Annotated in this window: 18 protein-coding genes and 1 other annotated feature; of the genes, 14 read left to right on the top strand and 4 right to left on the bottom strand. The window is 43.5% G+C overall.

Annotated elements, in window-relative coordinates:
- The first annotated feature begins 8 nt into the window (after window positions 1-8).
- The 9 genes from NSQ91_RS19165 to NSQ91_RS19125 all read left to right on the top strand — a co-directional run bounded on the left by NSQ91_RS19165 (window position 9) and on the right by NSQ91_RS19125 (window position 10923).
- Window positions 9-1295 (top strand): competence/damage-inducible protein A, encoded by a 1287-nt coding sequence (locus NSQ91_RS19165; protein ID WP_036688393.1) that lies wholly within the window; start codon window positions 9-11, stop codon window positions 1293-1295.
- 300 nt (window positions 1296-1595) lie between these two features.
- A complete protein-coding gene (gene recA / locus NSQ91_RS19160) occupies window positions 1596-2660 on the top strand; it encodes a recombinase RecA (protein ID WP_076127879.1) in 1065 nt (354 codons plus the stop codon).
- Window positions 2661-2770: 110 nt separating this feature from the next.
- Entirely contained in the window at window positions 2771-3496 is a 726-nt protein-coding gene (locus NSQ91_RS19155) for a regulatory protein RecX (RefSeq protein WP_076127881.1), read from the top strand.
- A 316-nt stretch (window positions 3497-3812) separates the two neighbouring features.
- Window positions 3813-5357 (top strand): ribonuclease Y, encoded by a 1545-nt coding sequence (gene rny, locus NSQ91_RS19150; protein WP_370510565.1) that lies wholly within the window; start codon window positions 3813-3815, stop codon window positions 5355-5357.
- A gap of 211 nt (window positions 5358-5568) precedes the next feature.
- A complete protein-coding gene (locus NSQ91_RS19145) occupies window positions 5569-6363 on the top strand; it encodes a TIGR00282 family metallophosphoesterase (protein WP_076218617.1) in 795 nt (264 codons plus the stop codon).
- 199 nt (window positions 6364-6562) lie between these two features.
- Window positions 6563-6823: a stage V sporulation protein S gene (locus NSQ91_RS19140; RefSeq protein WP_019910496.1), complete on the top strand. Its 261-nt coding sequence runs from the start codon at window positions 6563-6565 to the stop codon at window positions 6821-6823.
- Between the two features lie 121 nt (window positions 6824-6944).
- Window positions 6945-7910, top strand: a complete 966-nt coding sequence (locus NSQ91_RS19135) for a dipeptidase (RefSeq protein ID WP_076127882.1) — start codon at window positions 6945-6947, stop codon at window positions 7908-7910.
- Window positions 7911-8048: 138 nt separating this feature from the next.
- The gene (gene pduL, locus NSQ91_RS19130; RefSeq protein WP_076279620.1) at window positions 8049-8621 is read left to right on the top strand and encodes a phosphate propanoyltransferase; all 573 of its coding nucleotides are present in this window, start codon (window positions 8049-8051) and stop codon (window positions 8619-8621) included.
- Window positions 8622-9534: 913 nt separating this feature from the next.
- Complete coding sequence (locus tag NSQ91_RS19125; protein WP_081383205.1) at window positions 9535-10923, top strand: DEAD/DEAH box helicase; 1389 nt, start codon at window positions 9535-9537, stop codon at window positions 10921-10923.
- Between the two features lie 149 nt (window positions 10924-11072).
- Here the strand turns inward: NSQ91_RS19125 and dapA are convergent, their stop codons facing one another.
- Window positions 11073-11969, bottom strand: coding sequence for a 4-hydroxy-tetrahydrodipicolinate synthase (gene dapA, locus NSQ91_RS19120; protein WP_076304468.1), 897 nt, complete (start codon window positions 11967-11969; stop codon window positions 11073-11075).
- Between the two features lie 121 nt (window positions 11970-12090).
- On the opposite strand from dapA, the gene NSQ91_RS19115 reads away from it, so the two are divergent.
- A complete protein-coding gene (locus NSQ91_RS19115) occupies window positions 12091-12966 on the top strand; it encodes a LysR family transcriptional regulator (RefSeq protein ID WP_076127886.1) in 876 nt (291 codons plus the stop codon).
- Here the strand turns inward: NSQ91_RS19115 and NSQ91_RS19110 are convergent.
- On the bottom strand, window positions 12937-13359 hold the full coding sequence (locus tag NSQ91_RS19110) for a VOC family protein (RefSeq protein WP_076179899.1): 423 nt from the start codon (window positions 13357-13359) through the stop codon (window positions 12937-12939). The two genes, NSQ91_RS19115 and NSQ91_RS19110, sit on opposite strands and share 30 nt — an antisense overlap.
- A gap of 280 nt (window positions 13360-13639) precedes the next feature.
- Between NSQ91_RS19110 and htpG the strand changes: the two genes are divergently transcribed.
- A complete protein-coding gene (gene htpG, locus NSQ91_RS19105; RefSeq protein WP_076127889.1) occupies window positions 13640-15520 on the top strand; it encodes a molecular chaperone HtpG in 1881 nt (626 codons plus the stop codon).
- A 61-nt stretch (window positions 15521-15581) separates the two neighbouring features.
- Here htpG and NSQ91_RS19100 read toward each other — a convergent pair whose 3' ends face one another.
- A complete protein-coding gene (locus NSQ91_RS19100) occupies window positions 15582-16046 on the bottom strand; it encodes a DUF4362 domain-containing protein (RefSeq protein WP_076304467.1) in 465 nt (154 codons plus the stop codon).
- Window positions 16047-16171: 125 nt separating this feature from the next.
- Window positions 16172-16433 (top strand) — a binding site (T-box leader).
- Window positions 16434-16476: 43 nt separating this feature from the next.
- Between NSQ91_RS19100 and metG the strand changes: the two genes are divergently transcribed.
- Window positions 16477-18123, top strand: a complete 1647-nt coding sequence (gene metG, locus NSQ91_RS19095; RefSeq protein ID WP_076304466.1) for a methionine--tRNA ligase — start codon at window positions 16477-16479, stop codon at window positions 18121-18123.
- A 9-nt stretch (window positions 18124-18132) separates the two neighbouring features.
- Here metG and NSQ91_RS19090 read toward each other — a convergent pair whose 3' ends face one another.
- A complete protein-coding gene (locus NSQ91_RS19090; RefSeq protein ID WP_076304465.1) occupies window positions 18133-19002 on the bottom strand; it encodes a LysR family transcriptional regulator in 870 nt (289 codons plus the stop codon).
- Window positions 19003-19152: 150 nt separating this feature from the next.
- Here NSQ91_RS19090 and NSQ91_RS19085 point away from each other — a divergent pair, with 150 nt between their 5' ends.
- Together NSQ91_RS19085 and NSQ91_RS19080 are read left to right on the top strand one after the other, a co-directional pair.
- On the top strand, window positions 19153-20889 hold the full coding sequence (locus NSQ91_RS19085) for an ABC transporter ATP-binding protein (RefSeq protein WP_076304464.1): 1737 nt from the start codon (window positions 19153-19155) through the stop codon (window positions 20887-20889).
- On the top strand, window positions 20886-22625 hold the full coding sequence (locus NSQ91_RS19080) for an ABC transporter ATP-binding protein (RefSeq protein WP_076304463.1): 1740 nt from the start codon (window positions 20886-20888) through the stop codon (window positions 22623-22625). Before NSQ91_RS19085 ends, NSQ91_RS19080 begins: the two co-directional genes overlap by 4 nt.
- Window positions 22626-22861: the final 236 nt, after the last annotated feature.

The following is a 22861-nucleotide window of genomic DNA, read 5'->3' as shown; positions in this document are numbered from 1 at the left end:
AGCCAGGTATGAAAGCGGAGATTATTGCAGTAGGGACAGAGCTTTTGCTCGGTCAAATCGTGAATAGTAATGCCCAGTTTTTGTCTATAGAGCTAGCTGCCATCGGGATCGATGTATACTTTCAAACCGTTGTCGGTGATAACAGCAGCCGCCTGCAGCAAGCCATCGAGATCGCTCAGAGTCGGGCCGACGTTATTATCTTTACGGGCGGAATTGGCCCCACTGAGGATGATCTGACTAAAGACGCACTGGCTGCATCGCTAGGTAGAACGCTCCATATTGATCGTTTGGCGATGGATCATGTACAACGCTTCTTTGATGATCGTAAGATCGTTATGACCGAAAATAACCGCAAACAGGCACTTATAATTGAAGGAACTACACCGTTGCCGAATGAAATCGGTCTTGCGGTTGGGATTGCTTTTGAGCATGAGAAGAAATATTATATTGTGCTTCCAGGTCCACCTCGTGAGATGAAACCGATGTTCGTAGATAAAGCAGTACCGTGGCTACAGCAGCACGCCTTGACGAACGAAACACCGCTTTATTCAAAAATGCTCAAATTTGCCGGCATCGGAGAATCACTGCTGGAGGACAAGCTCATCGAACTGATTCGCAGTCAGACTGATCCAACGATTGCTCCGTATGCCAAAGAGGGAGAGGTAACTGTTCGTATTTCGACAAAGGCCCCTTCTGAGCATGAAGCTACAAAAAAGCTGGAGATACTGGAACAACAAATCAAGGAGATTTTGCCGGAACATTTGTATGCGAACATTGATGTGCCGCTGGAGCAATTGATTGTGGATTGGATGGCGGATGCCGGCCTGACCTTAAGTGCGGCAGAGAGCTGCACCGGAGGTTTGCTGATGGAGAGCATAACAAATATTCCAGGCAGTGCATCGATGTTTGCCGGCGGAATCGTCTGCTATTCGAATGACCTAAAGAAAAAGCTACTGAATGTGCCAAGTGCTTATTTGGAGGGACCCAATGCTCCTGGAGCCGTAAGTCGAGAAGTTGCCGAGGTGTTGGCTGACCAAGTGAGAATGATTGCAGACAGTGATTTCGGCTTATCTGTTACAGGTGTAGCCGGACCGGGTTATTCTGAACGCAAGCCTGTTGGACTTGTATTTATCGGCTTGGCTGAACGGGGACGTAAGACAGAGGTCTATGAGCTTAATCTTAAAGGTACACGGGAAAATATCCGGTTGCGTACTGTAAAGGCTCTGCTGTATCGTCTGTGGCGGAGACTTGAGGAACGCAAGGTGGAGACACCTCTTGAGGGTTCAGACTTGTAATGGGAGATTAGCCCAGTTATAATAAACACATACGGAAGAACCGTGGCACTGAGATTTCTTTGCTGCGGTTTTTTGTATATTTGCAGAGATTTTGATCACGATGGCTACTCATGATCATAAGTCGTTGATGTCCGGTGAAGTGGGGAATTTAATTAACTTCTATCTCCGGAGGGAGGCTTACAATAAAAGGGATAAATAACGCCCAAGACAAAAAAAACGAATGTATGTTCGAAAAAAAGCTTGGCAAGACCTTAAAAACACGTTATTATATTACTATAAACAGTGAAGGAAGTGGTCTGATTGTCAGATCGTCGTGCAGCGCTTGATATGGCGCTTCGTCAAATAGAAAAACAATTTGGTAAAGGTTCGGTAATGAAACTGGGAGAATCCACGCATATGCAAGTGGAAGTTGTACCTAGCGGATCTTTGGCACTTGATATTGCGTTAGGTATAGGCGGACTTCCAAAGGGACGTATTATTGAAGTATATGGACCGGAATCTTCAGGTAAAACAACAGTTGCTCTTCATGCTATTGCAGAAGTGCAAAGACAAGGCGGACAAGCTGCATTTATCGATGCCGAGCATGCGCTTGATCCGAAATATGCACGTAACTTGGGCGTAAATATCGATGAATTGCTGCTTTCTCAGCCAGACACGGGTGAACAAGCGCTGGAAATCGCCGAAGCACTTGTTCGTAGTGGAGCCGTTGATATTATTGTCGTTGACTCCGTTGCTGCTTTGGTACCTAAGGCTGAAATTGAAGGCGATATGGGTGATTCCCACGTCGGATTGCAGGCTCGCTTGATGTCTCAAGCGCTTCGTAAGCTTTCTGGTGCCATTAGCAAATCCAATACGATCGCTATCTTTATCAACCAGCTTCGTGAGAAGATCGGTGTTATGTTCGGTAACCCTGAGACAACTCCGGGTGGTCGTGCATTGAAATTCTACTCTTCTGTACGTTTAGATGTACGTCGCGTAGAGAGCATCAAGATGGGGAACGATGTGGTTGGTAACCGTACTAAGATCAAGATTGTGAAGAATAAAGTAGCTCCTCCATTTAAACAGGCTGATGTTGATATCATGTACGGTGAAGGGATTTCTAAAGAGGGAAGTCTTGTAGATATCGGTACTGAAATGGATATCGTGAATAAGAGTGGTGCATGGTATTCCTACGAAGGCGAGCGTCTCGGTCAAGGCCGTGAGAATGCTAAACAGTTTTTGAAGGAACATCAGGATATTGCCCTTATTATTGAGAATAAGATCCGTGAAGCAAGTAATTTATCCACTATTGTTGCTGCGCCGAAGAATGAAGATATTATTGCAGAGCAAGAAGAAGAAGAGAAATTGCTTCTCGAAATCGAATAGTATATTAAGCAATAGGACGCCCTGTGATTGATTGTTGCAGGGTGTCTTTTCTTAACAAGTAATGAAAGTAAGACGATAACCGATCTATTGCTACGAGGTGACAAACAACTATGGTAATACAACTGGATTTTGAAGCAGAAGAACAAGATGAGCAGGTGTTATCGGATTTTCCTGAAGGAGAACTCTTAGAGATCACTAAAGTAGAACGTCAAAAGAAATCTGACCACCGTTATATCATACATTTCGGAGCATATAACATGACTGTGCACGAGGACGTCATGATTAAATATCGAATGATTACTGGTAATTCTTTTATGAAGGCTGATTTGGTTGAAATTGTTGTAGCTGATGAGCGTCAACGAGCTTATGTAGAAGGCCTCCGTTATCTAGAACGTAAACCACGCACCGCTATGGAAATGACTCGCCGTTTACGCCAGAAGGAAATAGGAGAGACTATTATTGCGGAAGTGGTGCAGCGGCTGCAGGAGGAAAGACTTCTTGATGACCCTTTATATGCTAAGCAATGGGCAGAGCAACGAATAGCGAACCAGCGGAAAGGGAAGATGTGGATTCGACAAGAGCTACGTGAGAAAGGGATTGACAAAACCCTTATATCGGAAGCTTTGGAGAATATTACTCCTGAACAAGAGCTGGAGAGCGCACTCGAAACTGGGCGCAAGAAATGGAATCTCATCCGTGGAGAAGCTTCAGATAAGCGAAGAAAGACTGGAGCCTTCCTTATGCGCCGTGGATTTTCGGGCGATATGGTTCGCCAAGTGATCAATACTTTACTTGCGGAAGACAATTATGAAGGTGAAGATGAGGAGTTTTACTAGAATCACTGATTCTCTTGACATTAATGCGTATATCGACTCTCTTGACAATGTCTTTTTATAAATAATAAAATATAACATGAATCGGCATAAAATTAGAATCCTTTTTCCTTCCCAAAAAGGAGACTGTTTTAAACGGTTCACGTACAACTCATATGAAATGTAATCGCCGGATAAGGCGGGCAGTGTGCATGTGCAGCATGTGCAGTATGGCAATCGGTTGTTTACCGGTTTTTTGTATGGTGATGAACGGATAGTTAAACAACTGCACAATTCCCAGGGATATACCTTGGAGAGGAACCAACGAGGAGGTGAACAGATGCTGGAATCATGGATCTGGGTCATTATCGTTCTCGTTGTAGCTGCAATATTCTTTGGGTTCGGTTATTTTATTCGTAAATCCCTTGCAGAAGCTAAAATCCAAAGCGCAGAAAGAGAAGCCGTTGTCATCGTTGAGAATGCGAAGAAGGACGCTGAGGCGCTGAAGAAAGAAACAGTATTGGAAGCTAAGGACGAAGTCCATAGAATCCGTACTGAAGCTGAGAAAGAAACTCGTGAACGTCGGAATGAAATCCAACGGCAAGAGAGACGTTTGCTGCAAAAGGAAGAATCTCTGGATAAAAAAATGGAATCGCTTGAAAGAAAAGAAGAACAAGTAGCTAACAAAGAGAAACGAATTGATGAAACCCAACAGCAAATTGATGTTATTTACAAAAACCAAGTCACTGAATTGGAACGTATCTCCAATTTAAGCATCGAAGATGCAAGAAGTATCATTCTTAGCAATGTTGAGCAAGAAGTTCGCCATGAAACGGCACAAATGATCAAAGAAATTGAACAGCAGGCGAAAGAAGAAGCGGATAAGAAATCCCGTGAAATCATCACACTCGCTATCCAACGCTGTGCAGCTGATCACGTAGCGGAAACAACGGTTTCAGTTGTTACGTTGCCGAATGAAGAGATGAAAGGTCGGATTATCGGTCGTGAAGGCCGTAATATTCGTGCTTTGGAAACTCTTACAGGTATCGACCTCATTATTGATGATACGCCGGAAGCAGTTATTTTGTCAGGATTTGATCCAATCCGCCGTGAAGTGGCCCGTACGGCACTTGAGAAATTGGTGGCTGATGGACGTATTCACCCCGCTCGTATTGAAGAGATGGTGGAGAAATCCCGCAAAGAAGTGGACGAACGGATTCGGGAATATGGTGAACAAGCTACTTTCGAAGTGGGCGTTCACGGTTTGCATCCAGATTTGATCAAGATTCTGGGGCGTCTGAAATTCCGTACAAGCTATGGTCAAAATGTATTGAAGCACTCCATGGAGGTTGCTTATTTAACAGGACTGATGGCCGGTGAGCTTGGGGAAGACATCGTGCTTGCAAAACGTGCAGGATTACTCCATGATATCGGCAAAGCGCTGGATCATGAAGTGGAAGGTTCGCATGTTGAGATCGGCGTTGAACTAGCGAAGAAATATAAAGAACATCCGGTTGTTATCAACAGTATCGCATCTCATCATGGAGACTGCGAAGCTACCTCGGTTATTGCTATGTTGGTTGGTGCCGCTGACGCATTGTCGGCTGCTAGACCTGGTGCTCGCCGTGAAACACTGGAAACGTATATTAAACGTCTAGAGAAACTGGAAGAAATCTCAGAGTCATTCGAAGGCGTTGAGAAATCATTTGCTATTCAAGCGGGCCGTGAGGTGCGCGTGATGGTACAGCCAGAGAAGATTGACGATGCAGAGGCATTCCGTCTTGCTCGCGATATTACGAAGATGATTGAAAGTGAACTGGATTATCCAGGACATATCAAGGTTACCGTTATTCGTGAGACACGGGCTGTCGAATACGCTAAATAGGCAATAAGTAGATAACATACGCTTCGGAAATAACGATATTTATGATCGTTTCCTGGTATATGTTTCTGCTAGGAATATAAGGTTAAAGGATAAGATATAACTTATACTTTCTTATATTTGATGAAAATTGGCCCCTAAGCGGGGCCTTTTTTCTTTTAAATATGAAGACTTTTCCGCTAGATGCAGAGGTTAAGATTAGGAGGAGAGAAACATTAAAGTACTATTCATTGGAGATATCGTAGGTAGTGTAGGCAGGAAGGCACTTCGGGAGATGTTGCCCTCATTAAAAAGCAAATATCAACCACATATAATCATAGTTAACGGTGAAAATTCTGCTGCCGGTAGAGGTATTACTAAAGCGATCGCAAATGAATTTTTTAACTGGGGCGTTCACGGAATCACCATGGGCAATCACACATGGGACAACAAGGACATCTTCGAGTTTATCGACGATGAGGCCCGGATTATCCGTCCTGCTAATTTTCCTCCAGGAACACCGGGAAGAGGATATACAGTTGTTAAAGGTAACGGCAAAGAGCTAGCTATAGTTAACCTGCAAGGTCGTACATTTTTGCCTGCGATTGATTGTCCTTTCCGTGTGGGTGAAGAAATTGTGGAAGAGCTACGTAGAGATCATAAATGCATTCTCGTTGATTTCCATGCAGAGGTTACCTCTGAGAAAATCGCCATGGGCTATTTCATGGATGGTCGCGCATCAATTGTAGTAGGGACCCATACTCACGTTCAGACGAATGATGATGTGATTTTGCCGGGTGGAACGGCTTACTTGACCGATGCGGGCATGGTTGGTTCAAGCGAAGGGATTCTGGGTATGGAAAGAGATGCAGTACTTTATAAGTTCACTACACAGCTTCCAGCACGATTTGTTGTTGATGAAGGCAAATGGCAGCTTCACGGTTTATTTGCAGAGTTAGATGAGAATACTGGCGCGGCTATCCGTCTGGAGAAAATACGGCTACGTGAAGATGAATGGGTAATGAGCTAGTAGTAGGATAAGATAAGTGATTTTCCGGGTAATTTCGCCGAATAAGGGTAAAGTGTGATATTTATTATATCGAAAAAGAGTATCTATTGTACCATTTTCTCCAGAGTAGTCCGCAAAAAGAAGGAATTATTTCTTCTCTCGCGAATAACATCTAAAGTAGTGGAAGAACACCATTATTTTCCCAGGGGAGGTACTTACTATGGATGTATTAAAAGTATCAGCTAAATCCAATCCAAATTCCGTCGCCGGCGCTTTAGCAGGTGTTCTTCGTGAACGTGGATCGGCCGAATTACAAGCTATTGGAGCTGGAGCACTGAATCAAGCAGTCAAAGCAGTTGCCATTGCCCGGGGATTTGTTGCACCAAGCGGAGTAGATTTGATCTGCATTCCGGCATTTACAGACATTGTGATTGATGGAGAGGATCGAACCGCGATTAAATTGATTGTAGAACCCAGATAATAGAAGCATAGAACGGATGAACCTGTTTACTTATGTAAACAGGTTTTTTGCTTTTCGTATATAGTCTGGCGTTTTTAAGCATAGAATCTGGAATAGGGCTGCATGAAAGCGAGGGCTTGGGATGAGAACCGATAAGCTACAGGTTGCGGATTTTCATTGTGATGTGCTGAGTAAAATGCAAGCATCACCAGATATGGATTTTAAGGATGATCCTCGGCTGGATGTTACCGGAGAGCGGCTGGTAGCGGGCGGTGTGGAATTGCAGATTTTTGCAATATACCTTTCGGCAAGTAGAGGAAGACCTAGCTTTGAGAATGTTTTAGGACAAATTGATTTGTTCCGGCAAAAAATAATAGGCGCAGAGAGCCTTCAGTGGCTGCGTTGGAAGGAGGAGGTAGGAAAACGAACAACTGGAGCATCTGCATGGGGAATGCTCTCTCTGGAGGGTGTAGACGGTCTAGAAGGGAACTTGTTTTATGCACAGCTCTGTTTTGAGCTTGGCGTGCGGTTTTTGGGAATCACTTGGAATTATGCTAATTGGGCAGCGGATGGTGTACTGGAGCAGCGCAACGGCGGATTTACGGAAAAAGGGCGAATGCTGATCGAATGGTGCAACGACAGTGGAATGCTGCTTGATGTGTCGCACTTGTCTCAGGCAGGTTTTTGGGAGCTAGCCGACTTAAGCACACGTCCGTTTATAGCTTCCCATTCGAACGCCGCAGCAATCTGTGGGCATGTTAGAAATTTAAATGATGAACAGATTAAAGCTTTGATTGCAATGGACGGAAGAATGGGCCTGACCTTTTATCCGTGGTTTGTATGTGATGATGGAAAAGCTCGTATGGATGATTTATTAAAGCATATTGATCATGTATGTAGTCTAGGTGGCGAGAAACATATGATGTTTGGTTCGGATTTTGACGGCATTGACACTTGGGTAGAGAACATGGAGCATCCGGGAAAATACCCTGAGCTCGCGGAGCACCTGCTTCGTTACTATCCAGAAGCTTCCGTAAAAGGTTGGTTATATGAGAATGCGGTCTCCTACCTGCGCACAAACTTACCTTCTCAGGTGTCTAAATCATGACAATCCTGCTCTAAAAGTATGAATTGTCGAAAAAAAGGCCCTCGTTATGATGTGGGGCTTTTTATTTTTGGTTAAGAAGATGTATAATGGTTAATGGCTTGTACAGATACTAGAGAAAATACAAGGAGTGACTTTACTATGAGTAAGACTGTACCCGTAGGTGTGTCGGCTAGACATATTCACCTTACGCAAGAGCATGTGGAGGCTTTGTTTGGCCCAGGATATCAACTAACGGAGTTCAAACCCCTCTCTCAACCAGGACAGTTTGCAGCAAATGAGCAAGTAGCAGTTATCGGCAGCAAAGGTAAATTTGACAAAGTAAGAATTTTGGGACCTGCTCGTACGGCTTCCCAATTAGAAATTTCCCGTACTGACTCCTTCGCACTTGGCGTGAAAGCTCCAGTTCGCGAATCTGGAAATATTGATGGAACACCTGGCATTACGCTTAAAGGACCTGCTGGCGAAGTAGAATTGGAACAGGGCGTTATCATCGCCGCTCGTCACATTCACTTCCATACTTCTGAAGCTGAAGCTTGGGGCATTGCTGATAAGCAATTGCTTAAAGTTCGCCTCGGAGGCGACCGTGGTCTCGTATTGGAGAACGTAATTGCACGCGTATCAGACAGCTTTAAACTGGATATGCATATTGACACTGACGAAGCTAACGCTGCAGGTGCCAACAACGGCGATACTGCTGAAATCGTAGAATAGTCATCATAGTTATAGCAAAGATAAGAAGCGGGGGAGAAATCCTCCGCTTTTTTTGCGTGTCTGATCTGCGTGCTGTAAGGATTGCGTGTCTGATCTACGTGCTGTAAGGATTGCGTGTCTGATCTGCGTGCTGTAAGGATTGTGTGGTTGATCGGCGTGCTGTAAGGATTGCGTGGCTGATCGGCGTGCTGTAAGGATTGTGTGGCTGATCTGTGTGCTTTAAGGAATGCGTGTCTGATCTGCGTGCTATAAGGATTGCGTGTCTGATCGGCGTGCTGTAAGGATTGCGTGTCTGATCGGCGTGCTGTAAGGATTGTGTGGTTTACCCGACGGCTTGTACTTATCGGACTGTATTGCAGCTATTTCAGCATTTTGATCTATTTTGCCAAGGTTTCGGACTGCATAGCTCTTATTGCCTTATATTTGTACTGAATTGGGCTTCGAAGGTGTGAATAACTGCATCTGAGTCCGATAGCTTGTCCAAAATCCACGAATTTTCAAAATAAGGGCGTCTGAGTCCGATGGCTCAGCAGTCTCCAGGCTCAACAGGCTCAACAGGCTCAGCAGACTCAGCAGTCTCAACAGTCTCAGCAGTCTCAACAGTCTCAACAGGCTCAACAGGCTCAACAGGCTCAACAGGCTCAACAGGCTCAGCAGACTCAGCAGACTCAGCAGTCTCAACAGGCTCAACAAAAGATACGCCGCAGGATAAATTGAGAAGGAGTATTTTTTTAGTAAAAATATTTTTGTAAGAGCAGAACGGATAGTATCCTGAAATGGATTTTTAATGAAAATTGGTGTGATGATAAAGAAAATCTATTATTATGTAACTTATTGTGTTATGATTATGGTTTATGACGTGACAAAAGGATTTATTGTTAAGAATATATGTATTAGAAATTAAGGAGACCCAATGACATTTAATGAACTGAATATTGTGCCTGCAATTTTGAAGGCTTTAAGCAAAGAAAACTATACATCACCTACACCAATACAGGAGCAGTCGATTCCAGCTGTATTAGCGGGTAGAGATTTACTTGGATGCGCGCAAACGGGAACAGGAAAAACAGCTGCATTTTCCGTGCCTATTATTCAATTGCTAAGCGAACAATCGAGCCCAAACAAATCCAATAATGTGCGACGCATTCGCTCGTTGATTTTAACACCGACAAGAGAACTAGCGATTCAAATTGCTGATAACATAAAAGCGTATAGCCAATATACAGATATCCGCTCTGCTGCCATTGTTGGCGGTGTGTCACAGAAAGTGCAAGAGCGCGCACTGAATCAAGGTGCCGATATTCTTATTGCTACCCCTGGTAGACTTATCGACCTGATCAATCAGAAACGTGTAGATCTGCAATATGTACAAATTTTAGTTCTGGATGAAGCTGACCGGATGCTGGATATGGGCTTTATTCATGATGTGAAACGAATCATCGCCAAAATGCCTACGAAGAAGCAAACTCTGTTTTTCTCGGCAACGATGCCAACTGAGATTTCTAAATTGATCAAAACATTGCTTGTGAATCCAGTGAAGGTAGAAATCACACCCGTGTCATCTACTGCGGATAGAATCAATCAATCGATCTATTTATTAGAGAACGGAAATAAGCAAAACCAATTGAACCTGCTGTTACAGGATAAATCCATCGTCTCAGCATTGGTGTTTACTCGTACCAAACGTGGTGCAGACCGTGTTACCCGCGATCTGGCTAAAGTGAACATTGCTGCTCAAGCCATACACGGCAATAAATCTCAAAATGATCGCCAGAACGCTTTGCGGAATTTTAAAAGCGGTGCGACTCGTGTTCTCGTAGCTACGGATATAGCTGCCCGGGGAATTGATATTGATGAGCTGTCTCACGTAATCAACTTCAACTTACCGAACATTCCGGAAACCTATGTGCACCGGATCGGTCGTACAGGCAGAGCGGGATTGAGCGGAACGGCAATTTCTTTTTGCGAAGCTGAAGAGCTTCCTTTCCTTAAAGATATTGAAAAATTGATTGGAAAATCGATTCCGGAAGTTAAGGACCATCCTTATCCGATGTCTCGTAAAACGCAAATGAAGACAGATCGTTCGGCGAAACCGTCAGGTTCGAAAGCAGCAGCTTCGAGACCATCGTCTTCCAGACCGTCGAATTCCAAACCAGCAACTGCTAAACCTGCGGCAACAAAACCGGCAGCAACAAAATCAGCGGCATCTAAACCAGCTAAAGCAAAACCTAAGTCTAACCCTCCATTGAAGCCAAAGTCCGAGTGGTTCACAAAAGGAAGACAAAAAACGAGCAGCAGATAAGTTAGTTTGAATGCGTATCGTTTCTATAGCAAAATAAAAAAACCGTCAGAGTAAATCTGATGGTTTTTTATGTTTTATTTCCTGATAATTTACAACAAAAAACAGCCGCTAAACAGTTCCTCACTGTACAACGGCTGTTGTTATTTCATTTATGCGGTTGCTTCAATTGTATTCTCCTGAACATAGGGGCTCAGTTCTTGCTGAAGTCCTGCGCTGATGGAAGTCATAGGGAGGCGAAGCGTATCCGAGGACAGTAGGCCGTTTTGGCTAAGCATCCATTTAATTGGAGCGGGATTCGATTCCTTGAATAATAGGCGGATGATCGGCAGTAGTTGTTCAAAGCTTTCTTTAGCGAAGTCCACTTGACCAGATGTAAAGGCTTCAAAGATACGAAGGCATTCTGCCGGGAAAACGTTGGCAGTAGCAAGCATACCCCCAGCTGCTCCGCAGCTAAGCATTTCATAAAAGAGGGAATCATCGCCGCCAAGCACAGGTTTAGCACCTGTACGGACTAACTCTGTAACCATTTTTGTACTGCCTGAGCAGTCTTTTAAACCGACAACATTATTCATTTCTAGGATTGTACGTGCAGTATCTACCGTCATGGCCGTACCTGTACGACTTGGAATATCATAAGCCATGATTGGTATGCCTACTTCTGCAGCTTTGCGGAAATGGGCAATGATACCCTCTTGTGAAGGACGACTATAATAAGGTACGACTACTAGTGCACAATCAGCACCAAGGTTTGCAGCAATTTCCGTGCGTGCAACCGTAGAGGTTGTATCATTGGTACCTGTACCAACTACTAAGGGGATTGATGTGGATTGTAGAAGCTCACGGGAAGTGTTTACTAGAAGCTGCATTTCATTTACGGTTACAGTGGGCGATTCTCCGGTGGTTCCATTAACGACCAGACCTTGTATGCTGTTGTTAATAATGTTCTTTACATAACGCTGATACGAATCCAAATCAACTTCACCAGCAGCATTGAACGGGGTGACCACGGGGACATAAACTCCATAAATCTGTTGTTCTGTAAGCATAAATTATCGGCCTCCAAAATATTTTAATTCCTCTACATACACTTTACCATGGAAAGTAGCATCGTCGTTAGCTATAATAAATGATATGGATCATCAAAAATATTGATGTTAGGGTGAGGTAATGGATTTAACCTATTTACGAACCTTCCGCGAGGTGGCTAAACGTCAGAGCTTTACGCGAGCTGCTGAAGAATTGGGATATGCACAATCAAGTGTGACGATGCAGATACAGAAGATAGAGAAGGAATATGGAGTACCTTTAATAGAGAGGCATGGCCGTCAGCTGCGGCTTACCCCGCCAGGAGAAGAGTTATTGAAGCTGTTCGTGGAGATTTTGGATTTATATGATCGTTCAAAAGAAACCATCGCCCAGCAAATCGGAGGTACGTTAACTATTGGGACGATAGATTCTTTAGCGGCCTTTTATTTACCTCCTTACCTGCAGCAGCTAAGGACTAAATTTCCAAAGCTGGATATTCATCTGCAAACGATGCAGGAAGCTAATCTTCTTGCCAAAATAAAAGATGGCGAAGTAGATCTAGGCTTAATGTTGGATCGCACCACTGCGGATTCCATCCTTGAGCGTACGATCGTCAGAGATGAGCCGCTTGTTTTGATAGCTCCCATTCATCATCCGCTTGCCCAGATGGATACGGTAACCCTACAGGATCTGAATAACTGTGAGCTAATAGTCTCGGAGGAAAGCTGTATTTACCGGAGTTTGTTCGAGAATTTGTTAAAAGAGCACGGGATCATATTCCGCATAGGTTTTGAGCTTTCGAATCTGGAGGCCATTAAACGTTGTGTAATGAATGGTCTTGGAATTGCTTTGTTACCCAAAATCGTGGCAGAGGAAGAAATTGAACGGGGAAGCTTGGCTGAGCTGTCCTTTGTTCATCCCGAAATTCATTTTGATCTGCAGCTTCTGATGCACCCTAAGAAGTGGAAATCACAACCACTGCAATTTCTAATCCAAATGCTGTTTGCAAATCATTAGTTTATTTCCATCAGGGTCTTTTACTACAAACCATTTTTGATCTTGAATTTCGGTTACTATATTTACACCGAGCTCCTTTATATAGTTGAAAGAGGCTTGCAGATCATCGGTTATAAGCATAAGAGCAGGTGTTGTAATTGGAGGAGCCCCTTCAGGCTCTAAACCTCCCCACATGGGCATGGTGTCCAGAATGATCCCAGTGCTTCCTTGCATAGTTAACGGACATAAATGACCGTTTATAATCGAATGATCTGCTTCTTGGAGTCCTAGGACTTGGCAATACCAGTTACGGGCTTTTTCAATATCGTGTACGGGGATAAATACACTGCCAATCAAATTCTTAATGGGACTTGTTGCTGAAGAATTTACAATGGACTGTGCTTGTTCATGCATTTGAATCCCTCCAGAGAAGATGCTAGACCTTTATTTGTAATTTATGTATCTAATTTATTTAAAACATAGAATCATCCTATATGCAAGTTGAATGTTATTTATCGATCAAATCCTAAATTTGTATGCAAAATACAGCTTTATTTAATGAAAGTCGCTGTAAATATTGACATTGAAAATGAGTTTATGTTATATAAAAAGAAGAATTAGCACTCATCTAAGAAGAGTGCTAATCACGATGTGCTGGATAAGAAGGATATTTTGAAAGGAGATTTATTTATTCATGGCCAAAAAAGAGTTTAAAGCCGAATCGAAAAGATTGCTGGAAATGATGATTAACTCCATTTATACACAACGGGAAATATTCCTGCGTGAGCTGATTTCCAATGCAAGTGATGCGATTGATAAGATCTATTACAAAGCATTAGCTGATGAAGGCCTGGTCTTCAATAAAGAGGATTATTATATTAAAGTGACCGCCGATAAGGCGAACAGAACCTTGACGATTTCCGATACAGGTATCGGGATGACACAAGAGGAGCTGGAGAATAACTTAGGTACAATCGCGAAGAGTGGATCTCTTGCTTTTAAGAAAGAGAACGAAGCTAAAGATGGCCACAACATCATCGGGCAGTTCGGGGTGGGCTTCTACGCTGCGTTTATGGTGGCTGATGACGTTATAGTGATCAGTAAGGCATTAGGCAGTGACGAGGCCTTTAAATGGGAGTCTAAGGGCGCTGACGGCTATACCATCGAGACTGTCGAGAAGGATTCTGTCGGCACTGATGTGATTTTGAAGATTAAAGAGAATACGGAAGAAGATCAATATGATGAATATTTGGAAGAATACCGCCTGAAATCCATCATTAAAAAATACTCCGACTTCATTCGTTTCCCAATTAAAATGGACGTGAAGGAGCAAAAGCCAAAAGAAGGCACGGAGAACGAGTTCGAAGAAGTTATTCAAGAACAAACCGTAAACAGCATGGTGCCTATCTGGCGCAAGAACAAAAGCGAGCTGACTACAGAAGATTATGATAACTTCTATGCAGAGAAACGTTACGGCTTCGATAAGCCGCTTAAACATATTCATATCAGTGCTGATGGTGCTGTAGTGTACAATGCAATCCTGTTCATTCCAGAAAATACGCCGTTTGACTATTACACAAAGGAATATGAAAAAGGTCTTGAGCTCTATTCCAACGGTGTGCTGATCATGAACAAATGTGCGGATCTGCTGCCTGATTACTTCAGCTTTGTAAAAGGTATGGTGGACTCAGAGGATCTTTCCTTGAACATTTCCAGAGAGATGCTCCAGCATGACCGTCAGCTGACTCTGATCGCTAAGAACATTAAGAATAAAGTGAAAAGCCAACTGCAAAGCCTGCTGAAGGATGAAAGAGAGAAATATGAGCAGTTCTATAATGCTTTTGGCAGACAGCTTAAGTTTGGTGTCTATAACGATTATGGGATGCACAAAGACACCCTTCAAGATTTGTTGATGTTCTACTCCTCTAAGGAGAAGAAGCTGGTTACGCTGGACGAATACGTCTCAAGAATGCCAGAAGATCAGAAATATATCTACTATGCTTCCGGAGAGTCGATCGACAGAATCGAGAAGCTCCCGCAAACCGAGCTTGTATCGGATAAAGGGTATGAAATTCTCTACTTCACTGATGATATTGATGAATTTGCGATCAAGATGATTCAGTCTTATAAGGAAAAAGAATTTAAATCCGTATCCAGCGGAGATCTGGGGATCGAAGCCGACGAAGCGGACAAGCCAACGGAAGCGGAAGAGAACGAAAACAAGGAGCTTTTTGAAGCGATGAAGGACATCCTGTCCGGCAAAGTGAAAAATGTCAAAGCTTCCAAACGTTTAAAGACTCATCCGGTATGTCTCTCTGCTGAAGGTGAACTGACAATCGAGATGGAAAAAATCCTGAAATCGATGCCGAATGGCCAAGAGGTGCAAGCGGATAAGGTACTCGAAATCAACATCCATCACGAAGTGTTCCAGTCCTTGAAGGCGGCAGCAGAGAACGACAAAGAAAAGCTCGGTTTATACACGAACCTGCTGTACAACCAAGCCCTGTTGATCGAAGGTCTACAGGTTAGTGATCCTGTTCAATTCACCAATGATATTTGCAAAATCATGAAATAATATGAAGAACAGAGACCATCCAATTGTATTATGATTGGGTGGTCTTTTTTATTTCAGTATTTCATTTTGTTGTGCGAAAAAGGTAGTAATCAATTTCAGAGTCATTATTTTTGCAACCGCTGATCGAATAGATAATTTCACCTTGTGTGCTTTTTTTACTCGTCACTTCGGAGCAGGTATCGGTTCTGACTCCTGTGTTGCTTCCACCAAATGCATCATTAGAAGTATCATAGCTGTAATTAATCACGTTACCGTCAAATTTTAAATCCTTAAATATGGGATCGCCTTCATCTGTGTAACTTGTAACGCGTATATTGTCTGCTTTTTTGCTGGAGAGATTAGTTATAAATTTCTCGAATTTATCGAGGTTGTACACTTTTTCAAAAGAAACAATATCCCCTCTACTGATGGCTTCTTTGGAAGTATAGGGTTCACTTTTGGGAACAGAATTAACTTTATGATCGGAACAACCCCATACTCCTGCTAGTAAAAGAACAGAGAGTGTAAGCAAATTTACTTTTTTCACTGAGGGACCTCCTTGTAACGTATTTATATAAAAGACGGAGATTAACTGGAAAAGTTACAGAGAGCTTGATGTTTCACATTGACAATAAACAACAAATTGAGTATTATTTTCTCTAACTTGAATATGTAAAAGCAAAGAAGAGAAAGAGTACCACGGCAATTCTTTCAACAGAGAGCTCCGGTCGCTGAAAAGGAGTAAAGAAAACCCTTGGGAATATGGTCTCAGAGCTGCGCATCGAAACCTTATGGGTTGTAGGCTGCGCCGGAACCTGCATCCGTTACAGTGCTAGGGTATAAACGTTAATTAACGTCGTACCTGAAGAGGTAAATGTCATGAGGCATTTATAAAATTAGGTGGTAACACGTGAGTAGAACTCTCGTCCTTTGTGGATGGGAGTTTTTTGTTGTCTAAAAAAAGGAGGAGAAGGTTAATGAGTAATGTGTTTATAGGTGGCGCTTGGCCGTATGCGAATGGATCTTTACATCTGGGGAGATTATCAAGTGTGTTGCCTGGGGATGTGCTGGCACGATATTTTCGCTCCAAAGGGGATAACGTATTATATGTATCAGGCAGTGATTGCCATGGCACACCCGTAGCAGTTCAGGCTGCGAATGAAGGGATTACGCCGGGAGCTTTTGCAAGCAGATATCATGAAGAGTTTCTGAAGTGTTTTGAACAGCTGGGATTTAGTTATGATCTATATACTCGAACGGATCAACAGCAGCATCATAAGGTTGTGCAAGCGTTGTTTACAAAGCTGCTAGAGAATGGTCATTTATATAAAAAAACCATTGCTCAATGTTACTGCGAGGTGGATCAGCGCTTTTTGCCAGACAGATATGTGGAAGGGACTTGTCCGGTATGTGGTGAGCGGGCGCGAGGGGATCAATGTGATTATTGTTCTACGATTCTAGATCCTGCCGATTTGTTAGACAGAGTCTGCAAATTATGTGGGAATACACCAACAGAAAGGCCGACAGAACATTATTATCTTAGCTTATCTAATTTTCAGTCTGAATTAACGGAATATGTAGAGGAAGCACAATTTTGGAGAGAAAACGCTATAAAACTGACCAAACGTTATTTACAAGAAGAGCTGCAGGACCGCGCGGTAACAAGAGACTTGTCTTGGGGTGTAGATGTTCCTGTGGCTGGATTTGAAGATAAAAAAATTTATGTTTGGATTGAGGCGGTAAGTGGTTATTTATCAGCCAGTAAGCAGTGGGCTGCACAGTCCGGAGGAAACTGGGAGGATTTTTGGTTAGAGGAAAAAGGGGCGATTACCGCTTATTATGTGCATGGTAAAGACAATATTCCTTTTCACACTTTAATATGGCCGGCTGTGTTATTAGGAGCAGGAGGTCTGCATTTACCGGACAGGATTATATCTAGCGAATATTTAACCCTTGAAGGGCAGAAATTCTCCACTAGCCGAAATTGGGCGGTCTGGGTACCTGATATTTTAGAGCGGTATCAGCCAGATTCTATTCGTTATTTCTTAATTGCCAATGGACCTGAGAAGCGGGACACGGATTTTTCCTGGAGAGAGTTTATTTATAGCCATAATGGAGAGCTGCTTGGAGCATTTGGTAACTTTGTGAACCGTTCATTGGCTTTTATAGATAAGTTTTATGAAGGGAAAGTGCCAAATGGGCAATTAGATAAGGGGTGGAAGGACAATATTGACCTCTTGTATCTGGAATCAGGACGGCTTATTGAGGCTGGGAATCTAAAAGATGCGCTGGAGTTTATTTTTTCTTATGTGCGCAAGGCAAACCAGTATTTCGATCTGCAAAAACCATGGATACAGATAAAAGAGGATCAGGTTTCTTGTGATTCTGCAATATACACATGTGTGCAGATTATTGCGAACTTAGCGAATTTGTTGCATCCGTTTCTACCGTTCTCTTGTGACAAGATCAGGGGGTTCCTGTCGTTAGAACTACCGAATTGGCAGCCTTGCTCGGTGCCCCCTTACCAACAGGTTACTGATTTACAATTATTGTTTGAACGAATTGATATTAGCCGTATTAAAGAAGAAGAGGATAGGCTAGATCAACAGCAAGTGAATAAATAGAGCTGGTATTTATCCATTCCTGAAGCTTTCAATAAACTTGGAAGCCAATGATGATAAGTATTTATCCTTAATCCAGACGGCGGCGACCCGCGTGCGTAGTGATTCACTACTGATTTCTTTATAGATCAAATTACGGTTACTCGTTAATTCGAAAGCGGATTTGGGGATGATTCCGATGCCAAGACCAGCGTTTGCCCAGAGCAATGTTGTTCTAGCATCATCATTCATACAGAAAATCAGCGGATCAAAGCCGTTCTCAAGACATGTTTCCCGGATAAGCTGCTCAAAACGGCGGTAGATAATAAGTGGCTTATCCTTTAGCTCACCGATCTCAATAAAGGTTTCATCCGTTTTCCAGTCATACTCAGGTGTCATTACGGCAATCATAGGTTCAGCTTGTGTGTAAAGACATTCTAAATTTGTACCATTAAAGGGTGTCCTAACAATTCCGACTTCGACAATACCTTTATTCAGGAGGTCAATGATTCTAAAGGTATTTCCTTCATGAATCTCAAATTTCACACCTTTATACGTTTTGTGGAACTCACATAGCCGATCTTGAAGCAACGTAGCTCCAGAGGAGGAAACTGTACCAATGGCTAGGTTTCCTTTTAAACCTTTGACAAAATCAGTGAGCTCACGGGCAGTGGAATCTGCCAGCTCCAGGATTTGTTGGGCACGGTCCCGCAATATGGCTCCAGCTTCAGTGAGCTGCACGCTGCGTGGACCCCGTTCCACTAGCTTTACACCGAGTTCTTCCTCTAGGAGCTTTAGCTGCTGGCTCAGCGGAGGCTGGGCCATTTGCAGTTTTTTGGCTGCAGATGTAATCTGTCCTTCCTCAGCTATCGCCATAAAATATTTAAGTTGTCTAATATCCATATAAAAATCCTCCGAACTTGAGATATGCTAATCGTATGGGAGCGATACGAATCCAATATTATTAATATGTGAGTAGATATGCCATAATCATAACTGTTCTTATACATATTTCAAGTGGTTAAATACTTCTTATGTTGGGTGTGGATGAATTTGTTCAAAATTGCAGTATATTTAAAGCCGTACAAAAAAGAAGCGATCATTGGACCGATCTTCAAACTGATGGAAGCGATTCTGGAGCTGATTTTGCCTACCATTGTCGCATTGATCATCAACAACGGGGTTGGTAATCATGACAGCGCCTATGTTTACCGCATGGGTGGCCTAATGGTGCTGATGTCACTGCTTGGCTTCGGCTGCTCCATGGTATGCCAATACTATGCAGCCCGGGCTTCACAGGGATTCGGTACGACACTACGCAATAAGATGTTTAGACATATCACCTCTTTGTCGTATGCTGAGCTGGATACCTTAGGTACGCCTACACTTATTAATCGGATTACCAATGATGTAAACCAGCTGCAAATTGCTGTGGCTATGCTAATTCGTCTAGTTATTCGTGCGCCGTTTATCTGCATCGGGGCTATCCTAATGTCCATGATTTTGGATTTTAGATTATCGCTGATTCTAATAGCGGCAACACCGGTTTTTGGCATTATTTTATATTTTATTATCACCCGCAGTGCTCCTTTGTACCGAAAATACCAGCAGAAGCTGGATGCCCTTGCGCTCGTACTAAGTGAGAATTTGTCGGGGATTCGAGTAATTCGTGCTTTTGCCAAAAGACGTACAGAAAAAGAACGTTTTGATGCTTCGTCCGATGATTTGACTACTACAGCGATCCGGGTTTCGCGGATTTCTGCTTTGCTTGGGCCGATGACTACACTTGTAGTAAATGCGGCGATCATTGCTATTTTGTGGGTAGGCGGAATTCATATCGATGGGGGCCGATTGTCTCAAGGGGAGATCATTGCCTTCATCAATTACATCACTCAAATATTGCTGGCGCTGATAGTGGTCTCCAACTTGGTCATTATTTTTACCAAAGCCTCATCCTCAGCTAATCGTGTAAATGAAGTGCTGGGTGTTAAGATCTCCGTGTCTGAGGAAGGAAATGCAGTGATTGCTGAACCTGCCCCTGCTGCCCCTGCTATACAATTCGATCACGTATCCTTTGGGTATAATACGACAGGTGAATCGGCATTAGAGGATATATCTCTAGTAATTAATCGCGGAGAGACCGTGGGCCTGATTGGCAGTACGGGTTCAGGTAAGTCAACTTTTGTGAATTTGATCCCTCGTTTTTATGATGCGGTGCAAGGTGAAGTAAAAGTGGATGGTGTGAATGTCCGAGATTATAAGCTGCATCAGCTTCGTGAGAAGATCGGGATTGTACCGCAGAAAGCTGTGCTGTTTACAGGAACGATCGCTGAGAATATACGTTGGGGCAAGGAAGATGCAACTGAGGAAGAAATCATGCAGGCAGCCTCTATTGCTCAAGCGGAGGAGTTTATACGTAAATTACCCGAAGGGTTGAATACGCAAGTATCTCGTGGGGGATTAAATTTATCCGGTGGACAAAAGCAGCGCTTAACCATAGCTCGTGCAGTAGTAGGAAAGCCATCGATTCTTATTTTGGATGACTCCTCCAGTGCGCTGGATTTCTCCACAGATGCGGCACTTCGAAAGGCTCTCAAAGAGAGCAGTCAGGAAATGACCGTACTCCTTGTCTCGCAGAGGGTAAGCACTGTAAGACAAGCGGATAAAATAATGGTATTTGAGGAAGGGCGGATCGCCGGTGTCGGAACCCATGAGGAACTGATGCGTGGTTGTGAAGAGTATAAAGAAATCTGCCTGTCCCAGCTATCAAGTGAGGAGTCGGGCCAATGAACAAAAACAACATTTGGAAAAGACTTATTGTATACACAGGGCATTATAAAAAAATAGCTATAGGTGCAGTAATCTGCGCAATACTCAGTGTGATTGCCAGTCTAATTGGCCCGCTGCTCATCGGCAGCGCCATCGATTTTATGATCGGGCCGGGAGAGGTTGATTTTGACGCCGTACTTAGACTGCTTTTGATTCTGGCAGGGGTGTATATTGTCGGCAGCTTTTTCGGATGGCTTCTTACCTACCTGACTAATCGAATTGCCTATCGGACTGTATATGACTTACGGCGGGAGCTTTTTGATAAATTAAATGTTTTGCCGTTAAAATTTCACGATAACCACCCGCAAGGGGACAGCATCAGCCGGTTTGTTAATGACATGGATGCGGTCTCTGATGGACTGCTGCAAGGCTTCTCAACACTGCTCACGGGGATCATCACTATCGTGGGGGCAATTGTACTTATGTTGTACATTAGTCCTTTAATGACCCTAGTTGTTCTTCTGTCAGCACCCGTTACATTTTTTGTGGCAAGATTCATTACGATGCGCTCCCAGAAGATGTTTAAGGAGCAGGCTAAAATTCTGGGCGGTCTCAACGGATACGTGGAGGAAATGATTGGCGGACAAAAAGTGGTCACAGCTTATCATTATGAAGACCGTGCACTGACCCAGTTTGAAGAACGAAACGAGACTTTGTACCAGACTGGCGTGAAATCACAATTTTACGGTTCCTTGTCCAATCCGACAACACGGTTAGTAAATAATATTACCTTCTCTGTTATCGCGATGATCGGTAGTGTTATGGTAATTCGCGGGCTTGTGACGGTAGGGGATTTGTCCAGCTTTTTGATCTTCTCCAACTTGTTCGCTAAGCCGTTTAATGAAATTACAGGTGTGATTACGCAGCTTCAATCGGCAACGGCATCAGCGCAGCGGATCTTCGACATTCTAGACCTCTCGCCTGAACCAGCGGATGCAACAGACGCCAAAATTATGAATACAAGCCAAGGGACGATTATCTTTGAAAAAGTATCCTTTGCTTATAATCCTGAACGTCCTCTGATTAATGATTTCAGTCTGGAAGTGAAACCAGGTACCCGGGTTGCAATTGTAGGGCAGACGGGAGCGGGGAAGACCACACTGGTTAATCTGCTTATGCGTTTTTATGATGTGGATAAGGGTTCCATCAAGATTGACGGTGTGGATATCAAGACGATTACCCGTGACAGTCTGCGGCGTAATTTCGGGATGGTGTTGCAGGACACCTGGCTGTTTGGCGGCACGATTAGAGAAAATATTGCCTACGGCAAACCTGAGGCTACCGAAGAAGAGGTCATCGCTGCTGCTAAGGCTGCAAATGCTCATAGCTTCATTAAACGCCTGCCTGAGGGATATGATACAAAGATCAGTGGCTCAGGAGATAATTTGTCGCAAGGACAAAAGCAGCTGCTTACCATAGCACGAGTGATGCTCGTAGATCCGCCTATGCTCATTTTGGATGAAGCCACCAGCAGTATTGATACGCTAACTGAGGTACGGATTCAGAAGGCTTTTCTAAAAATGATCGCTGGTCGGACCAGCTTTGTAATTGCTCACCGTTTGTCAACGATTCGAGAATCGGATCTCATTCTTTTCATGAAGGACGGAGACATTGTCGAAAGTGGCACGCATGACCAACTCCTAGCCAGCGGTGGATATTACGCCAGATTATATAACAGTCAGTTCGCATCAGCTTAGACTTTGCATTAAGAAAAAGAGCATTCAATCCCTAATTTGGGGGTGAATGCTTTTTTTTGGTTGAGTTAGCTTGGCTTAGCTTAGCTTGGCTTACTTTACCCATACGGACCGTATTGCAGCTAAATGGTGTTTTTGGCGCCTTTTCCCAAAGTAACGGACTGAATAGCGCTTATTCGGCTGATTTTGCACCAAAAAGGAGCGGATATGGCACAATAGCTGCATCTGAGTCCGAACGG

The organism is Paenibacillus sp. FSL R7-0048 (assembly GCF_038004505.1).
Lineage (GTDB): Bacteria > Bacillota > Bacilli > Paenibacillales > Paenibacillaceae > Paenibacillus_AQ > Paenibacillus_AQ odorifer.
Note: the sequence above shows the minus strand (reverse complement) of the source record. Positions and strands in the feature narration are given on the sequence as shown.

Excerpts from the sequence above, each read along its gene's own strand:
- NSQ91_RS19165 (WP_036688393.1), top strand. The coding sequence starts at position 9 with ATGAAAGCGGAGATTATTGCAGTAGGGACAGAGCTTTTGCTCGGTCAA.
- NSQ91_RS19155 (WP_076127881.1), top strand. The coding sequence starts at position 2,771 with ATGGTAATACAACTGGATTTTGAAGCAGAAGAACAAGATGAGCAGGTG.
- rny (WP_370510565.1), top strand. The coding sequence starts at position 3,813 with ATGCTGGAATCATGGATCTGGGTCATTATCGTTCTCGTTGTAGCTGCA.
- NSQ91_RS19140 (WP_019910496.1), top strand. The coding sequence starts at position 6,563 with ATGGATGTATTAAAAGTATCAGCTAAATCCAATCCAAATTCCGTCGCC.
- NSQ91_RS19135 (WP_076127882.1), top strand. The coding sequence starts at position 6,945 with ATGAGAACCGATAAGCTACAGGTTGCGGATTTTCATTGTGATGTGCTG.
- pduL (WP_076279620.1), top strand. The coding sequence starts at position 8,049 with ATGAGTAAGACTGTACCCGTAGGTGTGTCGGCTAGACATATTCACCTT.
- NSQ91_RS19125 (WP_081383205.1), top strand. The coding sequence starts at position 9,535 with ATGACATTTAATGAACTGAATATTGTGCCTGCAATTTTGAAGGCTTTA.
- dapA (WP_076304468.1), bottom strand. The coding sequence starts at position 11,969 with ATGCTTACAGAACAACAGATTTATGGAGTTTATGTCCCCGTGGTCACC.
- NSQ91_RS19115 (WP_076127886.1), top strand. The coding sequence starts at position 12,091 with ATGGATTTAACCTATTTACGAACCTTCCGCGAGGTGGCTAAACGTCAG.
- NSQ91_RS19110 (WP_076179899.1), bottom strand. The coding sequence starts at position 13,359 with ATGCATGAACAAGCACAGTCCATTGTAAATTCTTCAGCAACAAGTCCC.
- htpG (WP_076127889.1), top strand. The coding sequence starts at position 13,640 with ATGGCCAAAAAAGAGTTTAAAGCCGAATCGAAAAGATTGCTGGAAATG.
- metG (WP_076304466.1), top strand. The coding sequence starts at position 16,477 with ATGAGTAATGTGTTTATAGGTGGCGCTTGGCCGTATGCGAATGGATCT.
- NSQ91_RS19090 (WP_076304465.1), bottom strand. The coding sequence starts at position 19,002 with ATGGATATTAGACAACTTAAATATTTTATGGCGATAGCTGAGGAAGGA.
- NSQ91_RS19080 (WP_076304463.1), top strand. The coding sequence starts at position 20,886 with ATGAACAAAAACAACATTTGGAAAAGACTTATTGTATACACAGGGCAT.